At 64.7% G+C, this 19,095-nt stretch carries 24 protein-coding genes; 12 read left to right on the top strand and 12 right to left on the bottom strand.

The genetic code is table 11. The features are described 5' to 3' along the window. Positions 1-112 precede the first annotated feature (112 nt). Positions 113-775 (top strand): DedA family protein, encoded by a 663-nt coding sequence (locus tag WKW80_RS10235; RefSeq protein ID WP_340363458.1) that lies wholly within the window; start codon positions 113-115, stop codon positions 773-775. Positions 776-866: 91 nt separating this feature from the next. Further along, complete coding sequence (locus WKW80_RS10230) at positions 867-1,055, top strand: hypothetical protein (RefSeq protein ID WP_340363457.1); 189 nt, start codon at positions 867-869, stop codon at positions 1,053-1,055. An 89-nt stretch (positions 1,056-1,144) separates the two neighbouring features. Here the strand turns inward: WKW80_RS10230 and WKW80_RS10225 are convergent, their stop codons facing one another. The 3 genes from WKW80_RS10225 to tsaE form a co-directional block, all read right to left on the bottom strand. Beyond that, positions 1,145-1,429: a glycine zipper domain-containing protein gene (locus WKW80_RS10225; RefSeq protein WP_340363456.1), complete on the bottom strand. Its 285-nt coding sequence runs from the start codon at positions 1,427-1,429 to the stop codon at positions 1,145-1,147. Between the two features lie 155 nt (positions 1,430-1,584). Beyond that, on the bottom strand, positions 1,585-3,096 hold the full coding sequence (locus WKW80_RS10220) for an N-acetylmuramoyl-L-alanine amidase (protein ID WP_340363455.1): 1,512 nt from the start codon (positions 3,094-3,096) through the stop codon (positions 1,585-1,587). Next, the gene (gene tsaE / locus WKW80_RS10215; protein ID WP_340363454.1) at positions 3,093-3,593 is read right to left on the bottom strand and encodes a tRNA (adenosine(37)-N6)-threonylcarbamoyltransferase complex ATPase subunit type 1 TsaE; all 501 of its coding nucleotides are present in this window, start codon (positions 3,591-3,593) and stop codon (positions 3,093-3,095) included. Before tsaE ends, WKW80_RS10220 begins: the two co-directional genes overlap by 4 nt. Here tsaE and queG point away from each other — a divergent pair. Then, complete coding sequence (queG, locus tag WKW80_RS10210) at positions 3,579-4,745, top strand: tRNA epoxyqueuosine(34) reductase QueG (protein WP_340363520.1); 1,167 nt, start codon at positions 3,579-3,581, stop codon at positions 4,743-4,745. The genes tsaE and queG overlap by 15 nt on opposite strands. Here the strand turns inward: queG and WKW80_RS10205 are convergent. Next, entirely contained in the window at positions 4,655-5,560 is a 906-nt protein-coding gene (locus tag WKW80_RS10205) for an AEC family transporter (protein ID WP_340363453.1), read from the bottom strand. The genes queG and WKW80_RS10205 overlap by 91 nt on opposite strands. Before the next feature lie 110 nt (positions 5,561-5,670). On the opposite strand from WKW80_RS10205, the gene WKW80_RS10200 reads away from it, so the two are divergent. The 3 genes from WKW80_RS10200 to WKW80_RS10190 all read left to right on the top strand — a co-directional run bounded on the left by WKW80_RS10200 (position 5,671) and on the right by WKW80_RS10190 (position 8,112). After that, on the top strand, positions 5,671-6,651 hold the full coding sequence (locus WKW80_RS10200; RefSeq protein ID WP_422822888.1) for a tripartite tricarboxylate transporter substrate binding protein BugE: 981 nt from the start codon (positions 5,671-5,673) through the stop codon (positions 6,649-6,651). A 63-nt stretch (positions 6,652-6,714) separates the two neighbouring features. Further along, entirely contained in the window at positions 6,715-7,623 is a 909-nt protein-coding gene (xerD, locus tag WKW80_RS10195) for a site-specific tyrosine recombinase XerD (protein ID WP_340363451.1), read from the top strand. Positions 7,624-7,662: 39 nt separating this feature from the next. Next, positions 7,663-8,112: a MaoC family dehydratase gene (locus tag WKW80_RS10190; protein WP_340363450.1), complete on the top strand. Its 450-nt coding sequence runs from the start codon at positions 7,663-7,665 to the stop codon at positions 8,110-8,112. Between the two features lie 23 nt (positions 8,113-8,135). On the opposite strand, the gene WKW80_RS10185 is transcribed toward WKW80_RS10190, so the two are convergent. Beyond that, positions 8,136-8,942, bottom strand: a complete 807-nt coding sequence (locus WKW80_RS10185) for a ferritin-like domain-containing protein (RefSeq protein ID WP_340363449.1) — start codon at positions 8,940-8,942, stop codon at positions 8,136-8,138. A 42-nt stretch (positions 8,943-8,984) separates the two neighbouring features. Here WKW80_RS10185 and WKW80_RS10180 point away from each other — a divergent pair, with 42 nt between their 5' ends. Next, entirely contained in the window at positions 8,985-9,509 is a 525-nt protein-coding gene (locus WKW80_RS10180; RefSeq protein ID WP_340363448.1) for a gamma carbonic anhydrase family protein, read from the top strand. 26 nt (positions 9,510-9,535) lie between these two features. Beyond that, on the top strand, positions 9,536-10,525 hold the full coding sequence (gene hslO, locus WKW80_RS10175) for an Hsp33 family molecular chaperone HslO (RefSeq protein ID WP_340363447.1): 990 nt from the start codon (positions 9,536-9,538) through the stop codon (positions 10,523-10,525). A 41-nt stretch (positions 10,526-10,566) separates the two neighbouring features. Here the strand turns inward: hslO and WKW80_RS10170 are convergent, their stop codons facing one another. From WKW80_RS10170 to WKW80_RS10145, 6 genes are read right to left on the bottom strand one after another with little or no spacing between them, the layout of a single operon-like run. Beyond that, positions 10,567-11,238, bottom strand: coding sequence for an AAA family ATPase (locus WKW80_RS10170; protein ID WP_340363446.1), 672 nt, complete (start codon positions 11,236-11,238; stop codon positions 10,567-10,569). Between the two features lies 1 nt (position 11,239). After that, positions 11,240-11,518, bottom strand: coding sequence for a cell division protein FtsB (ftsB, locus tag WKW80_RS10165; RefSeq protein ID WP_340363445.1), 279 nt, complete (start codon positions 11,516-11,518; stop codon positions 11,240-11,242). Between the two features lie 9 nt (positions 11,519-11,527). Further along, a complete protein-coding gene (eno, locus tag WKW80_RS10160) occupies positions 11,528-12,811 on the bottom strand; it encodes a phosphopyruvate hydratase (protein WP_340363444.1) in 1,284 nt (427 codons plus the stop codon). A gap of 29 nt (positions 12,812-12,840) precedes the next feature. Then, entirely contained in the window at positions 12,841-13,131 is a 291-nt protein-coding gene (locus WKW80_RS10155) for a DUF1330 domain-containing protein (RefSeq protein ID WP_340363443.1), read from the bottom strand. 13 nt (positions 13,132-13,144) lie between these two features. After that, complete coding sequence (kdsA, locus tag WKW80_RS10150; protein ID WP_340363442.1) at positions 13,145-14,002, bottom strand: 3-deoxy-8-phosphooctulonate synthase; 858 nt, start codon at positions 14,000-14,002, stop codon at positions 13,145-13,147. Next, a complete protein-coding gene (locus WKW80_RS10145) occupies positions 13,999-15,678 on the bottom strand; it encodes a CTP synthase (protein WP_340363441.1) in 1,680 nt (559 codons plus the stop codon). Before WKW80_RS10145 ends, kdsA begins: the two co-directional genes overlap by 4 nt. Positions 15,679-15,783: 105 nt before the next feature. Here WKW80_RS10145 and coaBC point away from each other — a divergent pair, with 105 nt between their 5' ends. From coaBC to WKW80_RS10125, 4 genes are all read left to right on the top strand, one after another. Next, complete coding sequence (coaBC, locus tag WKW80_RS10140; RefSeq protein ID WP_340363440.1) at positions 15,784-17,010, top strand: bifunctional phosphopantothenoylcysteine decarboxylase/phosphopantothenate--cysteine ligase CoaBC; 1,227 nt, start codon at positions 15,784-15,786, stop codon at positions 17,008-17,010. Continuing rightward, positions 17,007-17,450: a hypothetical protein gene (locus WKW80_RS10135; RefSeq protein ID WP_340363439.1), complete on the top strand. Its 444-nt coding sequence runs from the start codon at positions 17,007-17,009 to the stop codon at positions 17,448-17,450. Before coaBC ends, WKW80_RS10135 begins: the two co-directional genes overlap by 4 nt. Continuing rightward, positions 17,451-17,897 carry a dUTP diphosphatase gene (gene dut / locus WKW80_RS10130; protein ID WP_340363438.1) on the top strand — a complete coding sequence of 149 codons (447 nt, stop codon included), beginning with the start codon at positions 17,451-17,453 and terminating at the stop codon, positions 17,895-17,897. 136 nt (positions 17,898-18,033) lie between these two features. Beyond that, on the top strand, positions 18,034-18,537 hold the full coding sequence (locus WKW80_RS10125) for an outer membrane lipoprotein (RefSeq protein WP_340363437.1): 504 nt from the start codon (positions 18,034-18,036) through the stop codon (positions 18,535-18,537). Positions 18,538-18,561: 24 nt separating this feature from the next. On the opposite strand, the gene WKW80_RS10120 is transcribed toward WKW80_RS10125, so the two are convergent. Next, entirely contained in the window at positions 18,562-19,086 is a 525-nt protein-coding gene (locus WKW80_RS10120; protein ID WP_340363436.1) for an FKBP-type peptidyl-prolyl cis-trans isomerase, read from the bottom strand. Positions 19,087-19,095: the final 9 nt, after the last annotated feature.

Genomic DNA, 19,095 nt, shown 5'->3' with positions numbered 1-19,095 from the left:
AGCGGGGAGGCGCTTGCCAATGTCGGAGAATCGGGCCATTTTCCGTGGCAATGGCTTGCCAGTCCAACGAGTGGCAAGGTGCCTCCCGAAGGTCCCCGGATAATCCCCCGCCATGGACATCCTCAGTTATCTCATTGACTTCATCCTTCACGTCGACAAACACCTCGAAGCCTTCGTCGTCGCCTATGGCCCCTGGGTCTACGGACTGCTCTTTCTGATCGTTTTTGTCGAAACCGGCGTGGTGGTGATGCCGTTCCTGCCGGGCGATTCACTCATATTCATCGTCGGTGCGTTGTGCGGCGTCGGGCATATGAGCTATGGGCTGGCCTGCGCGGTGCTGATTGCCGCGGCGATTCTGGGTGACCAGTCCAACTTCGCGATCGGAAAATTCTTCGGGCCGAAAGTGTTCCAGTGGGAGAACTCGCGCCTGTTCAATCGCAAGGCCTTTGATCAGGCCCATGCGTTCTATGAGCGCTATGGCGGAATCACGGTGATTCTTGCGCGCTTCATGCCGTTCATCCGCACCTTTGCGCCCTTCGTGGCAGGAGTTGCGGCAATGAATCGCGCCAAGTTCACGCTGTTCAATGTCGTAGGCGCATTGCTCTGGGTGCTAGGCATTGCGACGGCGGGCTTCTTTTTCGGCAACCTGCCGATGGTGCGCGAGCATCTCGACAAGATCATCTGGGCCCTGATTTTCGTGCCGGGACTGGTGGCCATCTTCGGTGCCTGGCGCACCGGCCGCGCAGAACGCCAGCGCGCGGCCTTGCAGAAGTGATTGAAGCAAGTTGTGACTTTGTTATTCTTTCCAGACTCCCTACAGCGTGCGACCGATTGTGAATCCACGATCGCCGCGTAGCATTCAATTCATGCAATCCCCGCAAACCGACACCTCCGAATACGCCGCGCTGCTCGAAAGCATCGGCTCCGCGGTCCGGTTGCCTGCGCCGGTGCTCGAGGAAGACGATCCTGCCCGCCATTCCTGGTCAACTCGCGCGATGGCGATGACGCAGACCTTCCTGGCGATGGCAACCGCGGCGACACGGCCGTCTCGTTGATCTGGCCTCGCGCCAACCCGCAAAAAAAAGGCGTGTCCGATCGACACGCCTTTTTGCTGGGCCGCTCTGCGCGGCTCCATTGACCCGACTCAGTAGCGGGGCCCATTGTTGGGGTAGTAGCTGTTGTTCGGGTAGTAGCCTCTGTTGTAGTTGCGCTGGTCCGCATTGCGGCCCACCTCGTTGCCGATCAGCCCGCCGATCGCCGCGCCGCCGACGGTGGCAGCAGTGTTATGCCCGATAGCCTGTCCCACCAAGGCGCCACCCACTGCACCGCCAGCCGCACCAAGTTGCTGGTTGGGTCCCGTTCCAGCGCAACCCGCCAGCGTCATGACTGACGCAGCCGTGGCGGCCGCGATCCAGAGACGTGTCTTCATGATGTCCACCTTTCGTTTTGAATGGATGGATTCATTGTGCGAACGCGCCTCGGCAGGGCTGTAGGAGCCGGCCTCAGGTGCTTGCGCGACACCGCGCGGGCTCTGTGAGCGCGCATGGCCCGGGCGCGCGCGGGCATTGGGAGGGCCGGCGAGGCCTACAACTGGCGGCTTCGGGCCAGCGGGGGGTTTTGCGCGAAGTAGCGCTGGATACCGCGCATCAGCGCATCTGCCAGGTTTTCCTGGTAGCTGACATTGCGCAGGTTCGCTTCTTCCTCGGGGTTGCTGATGAACGCTGTTTCGACCAGCACGCTCGGGATATCCGGTGCTTTCAGCACTGCAAAGCTGGCCTGCTCGACCTCGCCCTTGTGCAGGCGGCCCACGTTTCGAATCTCTCCGAGCATGGCGCCGCCCAGCTTCAGGCTGTCGTTGATCTGGGCCGTCGTGCTCATGTCGAGCAGCGCACGTTGCACCTGTGCTTCATGCCCGCCCACGTTGATGCCACCGACCTTGTCGGCTTCGTTTTCCTTGTTGGCAAGCCAGCGCGCTGCGCTGCTCGACGCACCGCCCTGGCTCAGCGCAAACACGCTGGCGCCGCGCGCGGCCGGCGTGGTGAAGGCATCGGCATGGATGCTCACGAAAAGATCTGCCTGCACACGGCGCGCCTTCTGGACGCGCACGCCCAGTGGTACGAAGAAGTCGGCATCGCGCGTGAGGTAGGCCCGCATCGGATTGCCGTTCACGCTGGCCGCATTGATGCGATCGCGCAACCTGAAGGCGACCTGCAGCACGATGTCTTTCTCGCGCGTGCCGGCCGGCCCCGTGGCGCCCGGATCCTCGCCGCCATGACCGGGGTCGAGCGCGACGATGATGAGCCGATCGGTGCGGCTGGCCGTGGCCACGCTGGGGGAGGCGGGCGCAGCGGCGGGCGGCGACTTGACCGGGTTGACCGGATTGACGCCCACCACCGGCGGCAGCGGAGGCGGTGCCACCAGCGATGGCGATCCGCTGCGGCCTTGTGGCGCGGGGGCAGGGCGCATCGATTGCTGCGCCATCAGGTCGCCGAGTGCATCCTCGGTGGGCGATGCGGCGCGCGTGGGGCTTTGCGGCTCGCCGACGCGCGGCAATTCGCGCGGTGCAATACCGGCCACCGTGGTGTCGGCATTGCCCTTGGCGGTGGAGGCCGGCGCGTCACGCAGGCGCTCGGCGATCAGCGCTTCCATCGGATCGGTGGCCTGCTGCGGATAGAGATCCAGCACCAGCCGATGCTGGTATGCGGCGACAGGCGCGAGCGAGAACACTTGCGGAATCACGGCCTGCTTCAGGTCGAACACGATGCGTACGACGTTTGGCGAGTTTTGACCCACGCGCAGGCCGTTGATGTACGGGTCGCCGGGCTTGATCTTGCCGACAAGTTCGCGCAGCGCGGGGTTGAGTTCGATGCCTTCGATGTCTATGGCGAGGCGCGGCGGGTTGCCGACCACGAGTTGCTGTGTCTGCAGGCGCCCGTCGGACTCGATGGTCACGCGCGTGTAGTCGGCCGCCGGCCAGACGCGCACGGCCATGATGGTTGCACCGCGTGCGATTTCCTGCACGCCGAGCAGCAACACCAGGCTGCCGGCCTTCAACAGCTTGCGGCGGTCGGGACGTTTGACGGTCATCGCGATCATGTGCTCAATCCGGCCAGCAACTGACGGCCGCGCGCGGTATTCGCACAAAGTCGCACGCTGCGTGATTGATCGGTCATTGCTTCCATTTTAATAGCAAGGTCTGCAGTCGGAGTGCGGCCTGCGGCGTTTCCTGGCCATTCCGCGAGCTTGAGGCCCGGGCCCGCGAAAATGTCGCGGAAGCCGGCGTCTTCCCACTCCTGCGGGTCGTTGAATCGATAGAAGTCGAAGTGATGGATGGCCAGGCCGTCGGGCGCCTCGTGCGGTTCGACCACCGCGTAGGTCGGGCTCTTGATCCGCCCCGCAATGCCCAATGCGCGCAGCAAGTGCCGCACGAACGTGGTCTTGCCGGCGCCGAGGTCGCCGTGCAACTCGATGAATGCATCACGCAATGCGGGCAGGCGGGCCAGCGATTGGGCAAAGTCGGCAGTGTCTTGTTCGGTAAGCCAGATGCGAGGGGCATCTTGCGTTTCTACAATCGGCAGGTGATCGGCAGCCATCCACTCGTGATTCGTATTCAGGCGCTGGCCCGGGAACTCGGATTCTCCCAAATCGGCGTGACGGGCATCGATCTGTCGAGCGCCGAGCCGGGGTTGATGGCCTGGCTGGCCGAGGGCTTCCACGGCGATATGCACTACATGGCCGCCCATGGTGCGCGCCGTGCGCGGCCGGCCGAACTGGTTCCGGGTACGGTAAGCGTGATCACCGCGCGCATGAATTACCTGCCGCGCGATACGCCCGATGACTGGCAAACAGTCGAGTTCGACCGCCTCGCGCGGCCGGGCGAGGCCGTCGTGTCGCTCTATGCGCGAGGGCGCGACTATCACAAGGTGCTGCGTTCGCGCCTGCAGAAACTGGCCGACCGGATCGCCGCGGAAGTGGGGCCGTTCGGACACCGCGTCTTCACCGATTCGGCGCCGGTGCTGGAGGCCGAGCTTGCCTCGCGCAGCGGCCAGGGATGGCGCGGCAAGCACACCCTGGTGCTGGACCGCGAGGCGGGGTCCATGTTCTTTCTCGGCGAGATCTACGTCGACATGGCGTTGCCGGCGAGCGAGCCGGTGACGCCGCACTGCGGCAGTTGCAGTGCCTGTATCGAGGTGTGCCCGACGCAGGCGATCCTGAGCGCTCACAGGCTCGATGCGCGGCGTTGCATTTCTTACCTCACGATCGAGCATGCCGGGTCGATTCCGATCGATTTGCGGCCGCTGATCGGCAACCGCATCTATGGCTGCGACGACTGCCAGTTGATCTGTCCCTGGAACAAGTTCGCGCGCCGCAGCGCGTTGCCTGACTTCGATCCACGGGAAGGGCTGACGGGGCGGCATCTGACGGAGTTGTTTGCGTGGACCGAAGACGAGTTTCTGCGTTTGACGGAAGGCAGTCCGATACGGCGCATCGGGCATGAGCGATGGCTGCGAAATCTGGCCGTAGGGCTCGGCAATGCTCTACGCATAACGCCTTCGGACCAGGGATTGGTTGACGCGTTGAGGGCCCGGCTTGCGCATCCGAGTGCGTTGGTGCGCGAGCATGTCGAGTGGGCGCTGCAGCAGGCCCAGTCCGACTACCTCAGCACCCCCAGCGCGAACGGCAGGCTCAGCACGCCCAGCGTCGTCGACAGCGTCACCAGTCCCGCAACGAACGGCCCGTTGTAGCCCATGCGCGCGGCCAGCACGTAGGCGCTCGAGGCGGTCGGCACCGCGGAGAACGCCAGCAGCACGGTGGCCTGCGTGGCTTCGAGGCGCAGCAATCGAGACAAGCCGAACGCCACCAGCGGCAGGACCATATGCCGGATCGACAGCACGCAGGTCGCCAGGACCTTGGCGCGTGCCAGGGTGGCGAACTGCATGCCGGCGCCCGCGGCCATCAGGCCCAACGCCAGCGATGCGGCGCCGATGCGCGAGAGTGTCGGTTCGAGCCACGGCGGCACCATGAAGCCGAGAACGTTCGCGAGCAGGCCTGTCGCGGTCGCGATGATCAGCGGGTTGCGTATCAACTGCCGCATGAAGCCCGTCCGGGCATGGCGCGCCATCGGCCACACGGCGGCCACGTTGAGAAGCGGCACGCACACGCCGATCAACACCGCGATCAGCAGCAGTCCTTGCGGACCTGCAAGGCGATCGGCCAGCGCGAGGCAAATGAAGGAATTGAAACGGAACGAGACCTGCGCGCTAGCCGCGTGGTCGCCGCGATCGATGTACCGGCTCAGCCACGGAAGATAGGGGAGGGAATACGAGAGCACGATGCCGCACAGGCTCATGGCCACGCCGGCGGCCAGCATGCTCGACGTCGCGCCGAAGTCCAGCGGGCTTCGCACGATCGAATGGAACAGCAGCACGGGGAACAGGAAGTAGTAAACCAGGCTCTCGACCTGGTCCCACACACGCCGGTCGAGCGCGGTGAAGCGGCATAGGAGCCAGCCGCAGGCAATCAGCGAGAAGTCGGGGAAGAGCAGTTGCGCATAGTTCACGTCGCGAGAGCATAAACGGCGATTTCTCGGGGTATGCCAGGGCACGGTCGCGCGGGCCGCGCCGCTAGCATGCGACTCATGTTTGTTTTTTGTGCCGGAGTTGTGTGATGCTGAATCGTCGTCGATGGGTCGCAGGTGCAGGTGCAGGTGCCGCTGCGCTGGTTGTGTTCACTGGCCCGACCTGGGCCCAGGGCTATCCCGGCAGGCCGATCGAACTGAGCGTGCCGTTCGCGCCGGGCGGCACTACCGATATCGTGGCCCGTGTCATCGCCGATCCGCTGGGCAAGGTGCTGGGCCAACCCGTAGTGGTCATCAATCGCGCGGGCGGCGGCGGCATCGTGGGGGCGGCCGAAACGGCGCGGGCTGCCCCAGATGGCTACAAACTCGGCGTGGCCACCGTGTCGAGCACTGCGGCAAACCCGGCCATCAATCCGAAGACGCCCTACGACCCGGTCAATGATTTCACGCCGATCACCAACATCGCCGCCACGCCGAACATCATCGCGGTGAACCCGAGCTTTCCTGCGAAGAACTACGCCGAGTTCGTGGCCGTCCTGAAGAAGAGCCCGGGCAAGTACTCCTACGCATCGTCGGGCACGGGTGGCATCGGCCACTTGCTGATGGAGTTGTACAAGAGCCTCACCGGCACCTTCGTAACCCACATTCCGTACCGCGGCGCGGGGCCGGCGCTGAACGACGTGGTGGCCGGCCAGGTGCCCATCATTTTCGACAACATTCCATCGGCCATGCCGTTCATCAAGGCCGGCAGGCTGGTGCCCATCGTGGTGTCCGCTCCGCAACGCCTGAAAGAACTGCCTGACGTGCCGACCTTCAAGGAAGTCGGGCTGGAGCCGGTCAATCGCATGGCCTATTACGGCATCCTGGGGCCGAAGGGCTTGCCGAAGGAAGTGGTCGACAAGATTGCCGAGGGCGTGAAGAAATCAGTGTCGGATCCGGCGGTCAGGAAGCGCATCGAGGACACCGGTTCGCTCATCGTCGCCAACTCGCCCGAAGAGTTCGCGGCTCAGATCAAGGCCGAGTTCGCGGTCTACAAGGACGTGGTGAAAAAGCAGAATCTCACGCTCGACTAGCGCGCGCCGCCTCCATGAGAGCCGCCGCGGGCGGCTTTTTGTTTTTTGGGTATGGTTGAGTCAATGACTGCCGCCGCGACCACTTCCGACAGCTCCGCCATCACCGACTTCGTCGACGCGTTGTGGCTCGAGCACGGCCTTGCAAACAACACGCTGGAGGCTTATCGGCGCGACCTCGAACTGTTCGAGCGTTGGCTCGCCGATCGCGGTGTCGCACTGGACGCCGCGCAGGAGCATCACCTGCACGCCTACATGGGCGCCAAGCTCGCCGACAAGGGCAAGGCCACATCGGCCAATCGGCGGCTCACCGTGTTCAAGCGCTACTTCCGATGGGCGTTGCGCGAACGCCGTATCGCCGCCGACCCGACCCTGCGCCTGAGCCCCGCGCGGCAGGCGATGCGCGTGCCCAAGACGCTGACCGAGCAGCATGTGGAAGTCCTGCTCGCCGCGCCCGAAGTCGACACGCCGCTCGGGCTGCGCGACCGCGCGATGCTCGAACTCATGTATGCCAGCGGGCTGCGCGTGAGCGAACTGGTCACGCTCAAGGTGCTGAACATGAGCCTCAACGATGGCGTGCTGCGCGTCGTCGGCAAGGGCAGCAAGGAGCGGCTGGTGCCGTTCGGCGGCGAGGCAAGGCGATGGATCGAGCGCTATCTCAAGGAGGCGCGCCCCGACATCCTCGACGGCCAGCAGACCGATGATCTGTTCGTCACTGCGCGCGGCGCGGGCATGACACGCGTGATGTTCTGGATCATCGTGAAGAAGCATGCATTGCGCGCCGGCATTCATGTTCCGCTGTCTCCGCACACGCTGCGCCATGCCTTCGCCACGCATCTGCTGAACCACGGTGCCGACCTGCGCGCGGTGCAGTTGCTGCTGGGCCATGCCGATATCTCGACCACGACGATCTACACCCACGTGGCGCGCGAGCGCTTGAAGCAACTGCATGCGCAGCACCATCCGCGCGGCTGATGCTCGTGAGCACCCCCAGCAATTCATCAGGAGAGTCCCATGGCAGCCAATGCGTTGTACCTCGACGATCTGAAGGTCGGCGACCGTTTCATGAGCGAGGGGCACGAAATCGACGCGGAGCAGATCAAGGCGTTTGCGGCCATGTTCGATCCGCAGCCCTTTCACACGGACGAAGAGGCCGCGAAGAACACGTTTTTCGGAGGTCTGGCAGCCAGCGGATGGCACACCGCCGCGATCACGATGCGACTGCTCGTGACCAGCGGCATTCCGCTGGCCGACGGCATCATCGGCTCCGGCGGCCTGATCAACTGGCCGAACCCGACGCGGCCAGGCGATGTGCTGCGCGTCGAAGCCGAAGTGCTGGAGATCACGCCATCGCGCTCCAAGCCCGATCGCGGCATGGTGCAGATGCGCTGCGAAACGCGCAACCAGCGCGGTGAAGTGCTGCAGCACTTCCTGCCGAAGCTGGTGGTGATGCGTCGGCGGTAGAGCCTGCGCGGAGGCAAGCAGGCTCAGTCCGCTTGCGAGAGCGCGCCCAGTTCTTCGTCGGTAAAGCCGGCGCGCGAGCGGGCGTCGAGGTTGAACGGTGGCCGCAGCCGCGGCGCTTCGTGGCGTCGATACAGCACGCGGTAGTGGGCGATCGGGTCCAGCCCGTCGCGCTCGCACAGCCAGCGATACCAGCGGTTGCCGATGGCCACGTGGCCAATCTCGTCTCGCAGGATGATGTCGAGAATGGCGCTGGCTGCCACCGCATCGGGTGTGCCGATGCGCGTCAGCTTGGCTTGGATCAGCGGCGTTGCATCGAGACCGCGCGCCTCCAGCGTGCGCGGCACCAGCGCCATGCGCGCAACCACATCGTGCTTCGTTTTCTCGCACATGGTCCACAGGCCGTCGTGCGCCGGAAAGTCGCCGTACCGCCAGCCCATGACGCGCAGATGCGTATGCAGCAGCGTGAAGTGCTGCGCCTCTTCGTCGGCCACGCGCCACCAGTCGTGGTAGTAGGCCTCGGGCATGCCGCCGAAGCGCCAGACCGCGTCGAGCGCGAGGTTGATGGCGTTGAACTCGATGTGGCAGATCGCGTGGATGAGCGCCGCGCGGCCCTCGTCGGTGAAAGGTGAGCGTTGCGGAACCGCGGTGGCCGCAACCCGCACCGGCTGCGCCGGCCGCCCCGGCACGCCGGTCTCGTCGATTGCGCCAGGCAGATCGTCCGACGCGATGGGATGCCCGGCCGCCAGCGCCGCCGCCGCTCGGGCCGCAGTCACTTTTTCTTCGGGATCTTCGATGCGCAGCGCGGCGAGGGCGCTCAGGCGGTGGTGCATCCCTACAATTCTAGTTTTGCCCCCTGCTGGAGACCCCTGACGATGGCGATCTATGAACTCGACGGCTTGGTGCCGCAACTTGGCAACGGCGCCTGGGTCGCCGACAGTGCCCAGGTGATAGGCAACGTGAAGCTCGCCGACAACACCAGCGTCTGGTTCGGCGCGGTATTGCGGGGTGACACCGAGCCGCTGACCATCGGCCGCAACTCGAATGTGCAGGACCTGTCGGTGCTGCATGCGGACCACGGGTGCCCACTCAATATCGGCGAGAACGTCACCGTCGGTCATCAGGTGATGCTGCATGGCTGCACCATCGGCGACAACTCGCTGATCGGCATCCAGTCCGTCATCTTGAACAACGCGAAGATCGGCCGCAACTCGATCGTCGGCGCCGGCAGCGTGGTGACCGAGGGCAAGGAGTTTCCGGACAACTCGCTGATCGTCGGCGCGCCCGCCAAGCTGGTCCGCACGCTCGACGATGCGGCCGCCGCCAAGGTGCGGCAAAGCGCCGAGCACTATGTTGAAAACGGCCATCGCTTTGCGAGGGGCCTGAAGAAGATTGCCTGATTGCCCGGGCAACAGAAGGAATGTTTTTGAGCGAGTTGCACAAGTTCTTGTTTGATGGAATGCCCGTGCGCGGGATGATCGTGCGCCTGACACAGCCGTGGACCGAAATCCTGGCGCGGCGGGCATCGAACACCACGACCGGCGCTTATCCGGCGCCCGTCGTGGAACTGCTTGGCGAGATGACGGCCGCGGCGACGCTGATACAGGCCAACATCAAGTTCAATGGCGCGCTGATCCTGCAGGTCTTCGGCGACGGGCCGGTGAAGATCGCGGTTGCCGAAGTGCAGGCCGACCTGAGCCTGCGTGCCACGGCCAAGGTCATGGGCAGCATTCCTGACGGCGCGCATCTGTCGGAGATGGTCAACGTTCACAGCAAGGGCCGCTGCGCGATCACGCTCGACCCGAAGGACAAGGTGCCCGGCCAGCAGCCCTACCAGGGCGTGGTCCCGCTGGTGGGCGACCACAACGACAAGTTCAACAAGCTCAGCGACGTGCTGCAGCACTACATGCTCAAGAGCGAGCAGCTCGACACCACGCTGGTGCTCGCGGCCGACGACAACGTAGCGGCCGGCCTGTTGATCCAGCGCTTGCCGGTGAAGGGGGAGGCCAACTTGCTGCGCAGCGGAATTGCGGAAGCGCACCAGGACCAGATCGGCCTCAACGAGGACTACAACCGCATTTCGATCCTGGCCTCGAGCCTGACCCGCGACGAGCTGCTGACACTCGACGTCGACACCATCCTGCACCGCCTGTTCTGGGAAGAGAAGGTGCTTCGGTTCGAGCCCCAGGCCGGCTTGCTCGGGCCGCACTTCGCGTGCACCTGCAGCCGTGACCGCGTGGCCGGCATGATCCGCGGGCTCGGCATCGCGGAAGCGGAGGAGATCCTCGCCGAGCGTGGCGACATCGAAGTGGGCTGCGACTTCTGCGGCAAGCAATACCGCTTCGACGCGGTCGATGCGGCACAGATCTTCAAGTCGCGAGGCGACCAACCGCCGGGGACGGCGGTCGTTCAGTAGAACGGCCGTCGTTCAGTCACCGACGGCTGCTATTGCCGCTGCTATTGCCGTCCTGCGACAAGGTCGCTGAACAGCCGGTGTTCGCATGAAGGGTCGGAGCACTTGTCGCACGGCCATTGCCATCCTGACTGGCTGCCGCGTCGCGCCGCGGCACCGCTGGGGCGCTCGCGTGACGCGATCGAATTGATTGCGTTCCACGCGTTGGCCAATCGTTCGGCACCAGTGCCGTGAACGACGGCATAGCCGATGCCGGCAGCGGCCAGCGCGCTTCGCAACCGCCCATCGAAGGGCTCGCGGACGTGCGGGCCTTCGCGCTGCAGCCCATCGTCGATCCACGGCAGGTCAAGCGCGGTCAGGAGGGTGAAGCTGTAGCGGCATTGCGCAGCCGCTGCGCCGGGGTAGAGCGACGTGTCGCCGAACAGCATGTCGGCGTACGCGGCAATCGAAAGCGCCGTCGTATCCGCTACCACGACGCCATGTTGCGCGGCCTCGGCAATGCGGCGTGTCTGCTCGTCCGCGATGGCTTGCTGCTCTTCCCGGTAGGGCGCGCGGCCTTCCCGGATGCACCATTCCCTCAGGTATTCCGCCACCACCGTGGTCGCGACGCCACGCTGCTGCAGCCGCGACGCGAGCGCCTGCGCGAGTTCGGTTTTGCCGGTGCTCTCGGCGCCCAGCAACGCAATCACGCTGCCGGCCGGGAGTGGAGGAGTCATATCAGCGTGTGATCTGGACGAAGACTTCGTTCGGCTTCACCATGCCGAGTTCCTGGCGCGCCCGCTCCTCGACCATTTCGAGGCCCTCGCGCAGGTCGCGCACTTCGGAAGCGAGCCGGTCGTTGGTGACGGCAGCCTTCGCGTTCGCCGCCTTCTGCGTCGCGAGCTTGTCCTCGAGTTGGGCCACGTCGCGCACGCTGCCGCGCCCGTTCCACAGCTGCCACTGCAACAGCAACAACAGCAGCGCGAGCACGACGGGGACGACGACGCGGGAGCGCATGAATCAGGATCAGCGAAGGTTATAGAACGCGGCGCGGCCGGGGTAGCTGGCAACGTCACCGAGGTCTTCCTCGATGCGCAGCAACTGGTTGTACTTGGCGATGCGGTCCGAACGCGAGAGCGAGCCGGTCTTGATCTGCCCGGCGTTCGTGCCCACGGCGATGTCGGCAATGGTGCTGTCTTCGGTTTCGCCCGAGCGGTGCGAGATGACGGCGGTGTAGCCCGCGCGCTTGGCCATCTCGATGGCGGCGAAGGTTTCGGTCAGCGTGCCGATCTGGTTGATCTTGATGAGGATCGAGTTGGCGATGCCCTTGTCGATGCCTTCGCGAAGGATCTTGGTGTTGGTGACGAACAGGTCGTCGCCCACCAGTTGCACGCGCTTGCCGAGGCGTTCGGTCAGGTGCTTCCAGCCGTCCCAGTCGCCTTCGTGCATGCCGTCTTCGATGCTGATGATCGGGTACTTGTCGACCCAGCTCGCGAGCATGTCGGTCCAGTTCTCGGCAGAGAGGGTCAGGTTTTCGCCCGCCAGCACGTACTTGCCGTCCTTGTAGAACTCGCTGGCCGCGCAGTCGAGGCCGAGCGCGATCTGTTCGCCGGCCACGTAGCCAGCCTTGTCGATGGCTTCGAGGATCAGCTGGATCGCGGCTTCATGGCTCTCCACGCTGGGCGCGAAACCGCCTTCGTCGCCGACCGCCGTGCTGATGCCGCGATCGTGCAGGATCTTCTTCAGCGCATGGAAGGTCTCGGCGCCATAGCGCACCGCTTCACGGAAGCTCTTGGCGCCCACCGGGATGATCATGAACTCCTGCAGGTCCAGGCTGTTGTTGGCATGGGCGCCGCCGTTGATGACGTTCATCATCGGCACGGGCAATTCCATGCCACCCATTCCGCCGAAGTAGCGGTACAGCGGCAGGCCCGATTCTTCGGCTGCTGCACGCGCCACGGCCATCGACACGGCCAGCGTGGCATTGGCACCCAGGCGCGCCTTGTTGTCGGTGCCGTCCAGGTCGTTCAACGTGCGGTCGAGGAAGGCCTGTTCGCTGGCATCGAGGCCGAGCACGGCTTCGGAGATCTCGGTGTTGATGTTTTCCACGGCTTTGAGCACGCCTTTGCCGAGATAGCGGCTCTTGTCGCCGTCGCGCAGCTCGATGGCTTCGCGTGAACCGGTCGATGCGCCCGACGGCACAGCCGCGCGGCCCATGGTGCCGCTTTCCAGCAGCACGTCGCATTCGACGGTGGGATTGCCTCGGCTGTCGAGAATCTCGCGGCCGACGATGTCAACGATTGCACTCATTGCTTACCCTTTGTTTGAGAACTTGATTCTTACAGACCTTCGACGGCGATCATTCGCATGATTGCCGCGCCGGCACGCGCCCCGCGCGCCTTCACGTATTCAGGCGTGTCGTGAAACGCCTTGGCTTTTTCGAAACTCGGAAATTTCAGCACGACCACGCGCGTGGGCGACCAGTCGCCTTCGAGCACCTGAACCTCGCCGCCACGGACGCACACCTCGGCACCATGCGCCTGCATGGCGACAGTCGACCACTTCTTGTATTCCTCGTACTGCGTCGAATTGGTAACTTCGACGTACGCGATGATGTAGCCGGAGCTCATGGCGCCTTGAAGCTCATGCCTGGAACCTGTCTTCCAGGTACCCGTTTTTCTTGGTGACTGCGTCGAGCGCCACGAGCGTTTCGAGCAGGGCCTTCATGTGCTTGAGCGGCACGGCGTTGGGGCCGTCGCTCAGGGCCTTGGCGGGGTCCGGGTGGGTCTCCATGAACACGCCGGCCACGCCGACAGCGAGGGCTGCGCGCGCAAGCACCGGAACCATCTCCCGCTGCCCACCGGAACTGGTGCCCTGGCCGCCGGGCAACTGCACCGAGTGCGTGGCATCGAACACGACAGGCGCGCCGGTCTCGCGCATGATTGACAGCGAGCGCATGTCCGACACGAGATTGTTGTAGCCGAAGCTGGCACCGCGTTCGCAGGCCAGGAAGTTGTCTTCCTCCAGGCCTTTTTCCTTGGCCGCGGCGCGTGCCTTGTCGATCACGTTCTTCATGTCGTGCGGCGCGAGGAACTGGCCCTTCTTGATATTGACCGGCTTGCCCGACTGCGCGACCGCGCGAATGAAATCGGTCTGGCGGCACAGGAAGGCGGGCGTCTGCAGCACGTCGACCACCTTCGCGGCCTCGGTGATGTCGTCTTCGGTGTGCACGTCGGTGAGCACCGGCACGCCGAGTTCACGCTTCACCTTGGCAAGAATTTCCAGGCCCTTTTCACGGCCGGGGCCGCGGAAGGTGGTGCCCGAGGAACGGTTGGCCTTGTCGAAACTGCTCTTGAAGATGAACGGAATGCCGAGACTGGAGGTGATTTCCTTCAGCGTGCCGGCGGTGTCCATCTGCAATTGATCGGATTCGATGACGCAGGGTCCGGCGATCAGGAAGAACGGCTGATTCAGCCCGATATCGAATCCGCAAAGTTTCATGCCACCACCTTCATGATCGGCTTGCTGCCCTCGCCTTGCGCCTGATGCGCCAGGGCAGCCTTGATGAATGCATTGAACAACGGGTGCCCGCCCCACGGCGTCGACTTGAATTCAGGATGGAACTGCACGCCGATGAACCACGGGTGCACCTCCTTCGGCAACTCGACGATTTCGGTCAGGTGCTCGCGCTGCGTGAGCGCCGAGATCACGAGGCCGGCGCGGCGCAGGTCGTCGAGGTAGTTGACGTTGGCTTCGTAGCGGTGGCGATGGCGTTCGGTCACCACGTCGCCGTAGATGCTGTGGGCCAGCGTGCCGGGTGCCACGTCGGAGCTTTGCGCGCCGAGGCGCATGGTGCCACCGAGGTCGGACTTCTCGGAGCGCGTCTTGACGGTGCCGTCGTTGTCCTTCCACTCGGTGATCAGCGCGATCACGGGGCAGGGGGTGTTGGGGTCGAACTCGGTGCTGTTGGCGTTCTTGAGGCCGGCAACGTTGCGCGCGTATTCGATGGTGGCCACCTGCATGCCGAGGCAGATGCCGAGGTAGGGAACGCCGGATTCGCGCGCGAACCTTGCGGCCGAGATCTTGCCCTCCACGCCGCGCTGGCCGAAGCCGCCGGGCACCAGGATCGCGTCGTACTTGGCCAGGCGGGACACGTCTTGCGGGGTGATGGTCTCGGAGTCGATGTACTCGATCTTCACGTTCGCATGGTTCTTCATGCCTGCGTGGCGCAGTGCTTCGTTGAGCGACTTGTAGCTGTCCGACAACTCGACGTACTTGCCGACCATCGCGATGGTGACTGCGTTCTGCGGGTGCTCGACCTCGTAGACCAGGTCGTCCCAGCGCTGCAGTTTGGCGGGCGGCGTGTTGATGCGCAGCTTGTCGCAGATCAGGCCGTCGAGGCCCTGTTCGTGCAGCATGCGCGGTACCTTGTAGATGGTGTCGACGTCCCACATCGAGATCACGCCCCATTCGGGCACGTTCGAGAACAGCGAGATCTTGCTGCGCTCGTCGTCCGGGATCGGGCGGTCGGCGCGGCAGAGCAGGGCGTCGGCCTGGATGCCGATCTCGCGCAGCTTCTGCGCCGTGTGCTGCGTCGGCTTGGTCTTGAGTTCGCCCGCCGCGGCGATCCACGGTACGTACGACAGGTGCACGAAGGCCGAGTTGTTCGGGCCCATGCGCAGGCTCATCTGGCGCACCGCCTCGAGGAAGGGCAGCGACTCGATGTCGCCCACCGTGCCGCCGATTTCCACGATGGCGACGTCCACCTCGTGCGAGGTGCCGATGCCGGCGCCGCGCTTGACGTAGTCCTGGATCTCGTTGGTGATGTGCGGGATCACCTGCACCGTCTTGCCGAGATAGTCGCCGCGGCGTTCTTTCTCGAGCACCGACTTGTAGATCTGCCCGGTGGTGAAGTTGTTGGCGCGCCGCATGCGCGTGTTGATGAAGCGCTCGTAGTGGCCGAGGTCGAGGTCGGTCTCGGCGCCGTCATCGGTGACGAACACCTCGCCATGCTGGAACGGCGACATCGTGCCGGGATCGACATTGATGTACGGATCGAGCTTGATGAGGGTGACGTTGAGGCCGCGCGATTCGAGCAGCGCGGCGAGCGAGGCGGAGGCGATTCCCTTGCCGAGGGAAGACACCACACCGCCGGTGACGAAGACAAATTTGGTCATGCCATAACCGGACGCTGAAGTCCGGGCAGTGGGAAATTTGGATTGTATCTGCCTCGCCCGCGTGTCCCGCGCGTGCCGGACGCAGGTCATTACACTTCGGCGCATATGCAAGATCTCGCTGGCAAACATATCGTTCTGGGCCTCACCGGCGGCATCGCCTGCTACAAGTCGGCCGAACTGTGCAGATTGCTCGTCAAGGCCGGCGCCACGGTGCAGGTGGTGATGACCGAAGCGGCAGAGCAGTTCATCACGCCGGTGACCATGCAGGCGCTGTCGGGGCGCACGGTCTACGGGTCGCAATGGGACACGCGCGAGCCCAACAACATGCCGCACATCAACCTGAGCCGCGAGGCCGACGCGATCCTGCTGGCGCCCTGCAGTGCGGATTTCATCGCGCGCCTGGTGCAGGGGCGGGCCGATGAGTTGCTGAGCCTGCTGTGCCTGGCGCGCCCGCGCGAACGCGTGCCTCTTCTGCTGGCGCCTGCGATGAACCGGGAGATGTGGTCGCACCCGGCCACGCTGCGCAACCTGGCGCAGGTGCAGGCCGACGGCGCGATCGCGCTTGGTGTGGGAACGGGCGACCAGGCCTGTGGTGAAACAGGTGACGGCCGCATGTTGGAGCCAATCCAGTTGCTCGAGGACGTGGTGGCCTTTTTCCAGCCCAAGGTGCTAAAAGGGCAACGCGTGCTGGTGACGGCCGGGCCGACCTTCGAGGCCCTGGATCCGATTCGCGGTATCACCAACCACTCGTCCGGAAAGATGGGTTTCGCCGTTGCGCGGGCAGCGCGCGAGGCGGGCGCCGAGGTGACGCTGATCGCTGGGCCGGTGAACCAGGCGACCCCGCGCGGGGTGCGGCGCATCGACGTGCTTTCAGCGCAAGGCATGCTCGAAAGTACGATGGGCAACGCGCAGGATGCGACGGTTTTCGTCGCGACGGCGGCGGTGGCCGACTGGCGCCCGGCGTCGCACAGCGACCAGAAAATCAAGAAGGACGGCACCGGCCAGCCACCGGTGCTGCACTTCGTGGAGAACCCGGACATCCTGGCCACCGTGGCCAGGAGCCCGCGCGCGCAAAGCGGCGCGCTTTTCTGCGTCGGCTTTGCGGCCGAGAGCGAAAACCTGGTGGCACATGCCAGCGCCAAGCGCGAGCGAAAGGGTATCCCGCTGCTGGTGGGCAATATCGGCCCACTGACCTTCGGGCAGGACCACAACAGCCTGCTGCTGGTCGATGCGAACGGCGTGCGCGAGCTGCCGCGGGCCACCAAGCTGGCGCTGGCGCGTCAGTTGGTGGCCGAAATCGCCGCGCGCCTGCCGGACAGGAGATCACCATGAACCCGCAATGGAACACGCCGCCCAACGGTGATTTCGCCCGGTTGGTCGAACGGCTTGCGGCGGAAGCCGCGCTACCGAAACGGCCGGCCGCCGAGAACGAGCATGCGCTCGACGTGGGCATGACGCCATCGACGGCGCCGCACGCCGGCACGGCACAACCGCGAACGCCGATGCCTGCCGCGTCGTCGCCTGGCAGTGTTCCACCGCAGACCGCAGCCGAAATGGCCCGGAAGGCCGTCAAGGGCCTTGCCATCGTCTGGCTCGTGGTGCTGCTGGGCCTGATGCTGGCCGGTGCGCCGTTGCCGGCACTGACCCTGGTGTTCGTCGGCGGACTCTGGGCTGCGCACAGCCTGCGCCGCTGGGTGTTGCCGCCCGGCGTGGCCAGCTGGCGGCAATGGCTCGATCAATATGCAAGACAACTACAGGAAAGACGAAAGTAAGTGAAAGTCGACGTCAAGATTCTCGATTCGCGCATGGCGGATCAACTTCCAGCGTACGCAACGCCCGGCAGTGCCGGCCTTGACCTGCGCGCGTGCCTCGACGCGCCGGTCACGCTGGAGCCCAATGGCTGGCAACTGATCGGCACGGGTATTTCGATTCATCTGGCCGACCCGGGTTTCGCCGCGCTGATCCTGCCGCGCTCGGGGCTCGGCCACAAGCACGGCATCGTGCTGGGCAACCTCGTCGGCCTGATCGACAGCGACTACCAGGGCGAACTCAAGGTGAGCGCCTGGAACCGGAGTGATACAGCGTTTGTGCTGCAGCCGATGGAACGGCTGGCGCAACTCATGATCGTGCCGGTGGTGCAGGCGCAGTTCAACGTCGTCAGCGAGTTCACGGCGTCGGAGCGAGGCGAGGGCGGCTATGGGTCCACTGGGAAACACTGAACTTGAAGTGCAGGTAAAGCGCGGAACCGCTGATTGCCGATGCGGTCCTACAAGGGGGAGTCAACTTCTCGTTCAGTGAGTGCGTTGGTTGACGACCCCCAATTGAAGAGCGCTCAAGTTTCCAGGACATTCCATCATGAAAAAAATTCCACGCATCGTCCCGTTGATCGCTTCGGCGCTTGCGGTCGCCTCGTTGGCTGCCTGCGTGGCACCGGCGCCTTACCAAACCACTCGCTATCCCTACCAGCCGCAGGCCGCATACCCGGTGCAGCAGCAGCAGCAGGGCGTCTACACGGAATACGGCCGCGTCGCCAACATCGAAGTTCTTCGCACCGAACGCCCTGGCACGGGCACGGGGGGTGCTGGTGCCGTGGCCGGCGGCGTCATTGGCGGCGTGCTGGGCCACCAGGTCGGCAGTGGCAATGGTCGCACGGCGGCAACGGCGCTGGGTGTCGTGGGCGGTGCGCTGCTGGGCAACAGCATCGAGGCGCAGAACAATGGGCCGCGTGTCTATGAAAGCTATCGCGTCTCGATCCAGACCGACAACGGTGGCTTCCGCGCCTACGACGTGCCCAGTCCGGGTGACCTGCGCATCGGCGATCGCGTTCGCATCGACAACGGGCAGATCTCGCGCTTCTGACGCCCGCGAGCCGCTGGCGTTCTGTCAGTGCAGCAGGTCGTTGCCCGGTGCCATCGAGGGCACCTTGAAAAACCCCGTGCCTGCCGTGCCGCGACCGATTTCCTCCTCGGTCGGTTCACGCACCGACCGCACGGTGATGTCGAGGCGGATCGCAATGCCGGCGAGCGGGTGGTTTCCGTCCAGAACCAGGTGTTCCGGATAGACCTCGCTCACCGTGTAGAGCACGTCGCGCGGCATGTCGGGGTTGGCGCCCGCGGGTAGCGCGGCGCCGTCGAAGGTCATGCCTTCCTCTGTGCCTTCGGGGAACAGCGAGCGCGGTTCCAGGAACAGCAACTGGTCGTTGAAGTCGCCGAAACCCTGTTCGGGCTCCAGTTGCAATTGCACCTTGGCACCGGGCTCGTGGCCTTGCAGCGCGGCCTCGATGGCGGCGAACAGGTCATCGCCACCCACCAGAAATTCCACCGGCTCATCGAGTACGTCCAGCACTTCGCCGAGCGTGTCTTTCAGCGTCCAGGTCAGGCCGACCACGCATTGTTCAGAGATTTCCATCGCGATAAT

The organism is Variovorax humicola, from assembly GCF_037889915.1.
Taxonomy (GTDB): domain Bacteria; phylum Pseudomonadota; class Gammaproteobacteria; order Burkholderiales; family Burkholderiaceae_C; genus Variovorax; species Variovorax humicola.
This window is presented reverse-complemented; position numbering and strand designations above follow the sequence as displayed.

Coding starts and splice junctions, on each gene's coding strand:
- WKW80_RS10230 (WP_340363457.1), top strand. CDS start 867: ATGCAATCCCCGCAAACCGACACCTCCGAATACGCCGCGCTGCTCGAA.
- WKW80_RS10120 (WP_340363436.1), bottom strand. CDS start 19,086: ATGGAAATCTCTGAACAATGCGTGGTCGGCCTGACCTGGACGCTGAAA.
- WKW80_RS10180 (WP_340363448.1), top strand. CDS start 8,985: ATGGCGATCTATGAACTCGACGGCTTGGTGCCGCAACTTGGCAACGGC.
- WKW80_RS10235 (WP_340363458.1), top strand. CDS start 113: ATGGACATCCTCAGTTATCTCATTGACTTCATCCTTCACGTCGACAAA.
- xerD (WP_340363451.1), top strand. CDS start 6,715: ATGACTGCCGCCGCGACCACTTCCGACAGCTCCGCCATCACCGACTTC.
- WKW80_RS10155 (WP_340363443.1), bottom strand. CDS start 13,131: ATGAGCTCCGGCTACATCATCGCGTACGTCGAAGTTACCAATTCGACG.
- coaBC (WP_340363440.1), top strand. CDS start 15,784: ATGCAAGATCTCGCTGGCAAACATATCGTTCTGGGCCTCACCGGCGGC.
- WKW80_RS10220 (WP_340363455.1), bottom strand. CDS start 3,096: ATGATCGCGATGACCGTCAAACGTCCCGACCGCCGCAAGCTGTTGAAG.
- tsaE (WP_340363454.1), bottom strand. CDS start 3,593: ATGGCTGCCGATCACCTGCCGATTGTAGAAACGCAAGATGCCCCTCGC.
- WKW80_RS10185 (WP_340363449.1), bottom strand. CDS start 8,942: ATGCACCACCGCCTGAGCGCCCTCGCCGCGCTGCGCATCGAAGATCCC.
- WKW80_RS10170 (WP_340363446.1), bottom strand. CDS start 11,238: ATGACTCCTCCACTCCCGGCCGGCAGCGTGATTGCGTTGCTGGGCGCC.
- eno (WP_340363444.1), bottom strand. CDS start 12,811: ATGAGTGCAATCGTTGACATCGTCGGCCGCGAGATTCTCGACAGCCGA.
- WKW80_RS10190 (WP_340363450.1), top strand. CDS start 7,663: ATGGCAGCCAATGCGTTGTACCTCGACGATCTGAAGGTCGGCGACCGT.
- kdsA (WP_340363442.1), bottom strand. CDS start 14,002: ATGAAACTTTGCGGATTCGATATCGGGCTGAATCAGCCGTTCTTCCTG.
- WKW80_RS10225 (WP_340363456.1), bottom strand. CDS start 1,429: ATGAAGACACGTCTCTGGATCGCGGCCGCCACGGCTGCGTCAGTCATG.
- WKW80_RS10135 (WP_340363439.1), top strand. CDS start 17,007: ATGAACCCGCAATGGAACACGCCGCCCAACGGTGATTTCGCCCGGTTG.
- WKW80_RS10125 (WP_340363437.1), top strand. CDS start 18,034: ATGAAAAAAATTCCACGCATCGTCCCGTTGATCGCTTCGGCGCTTGCG.
- WKW80_RS10145 (WP_340363441.1), bottom strand. CDS start 15,678: ATGACCAAATTTGTCTTCGTCACCGGCGGTGTGGTGTCTTCCCTCGGC.
- ftsB (WP_340363445.1), bottom strand. CDS start 11,518: ATGCGCTCCCGCGTCGTCGTCCCCGTCGTGCTCGCGCTGCTGTTGTTG.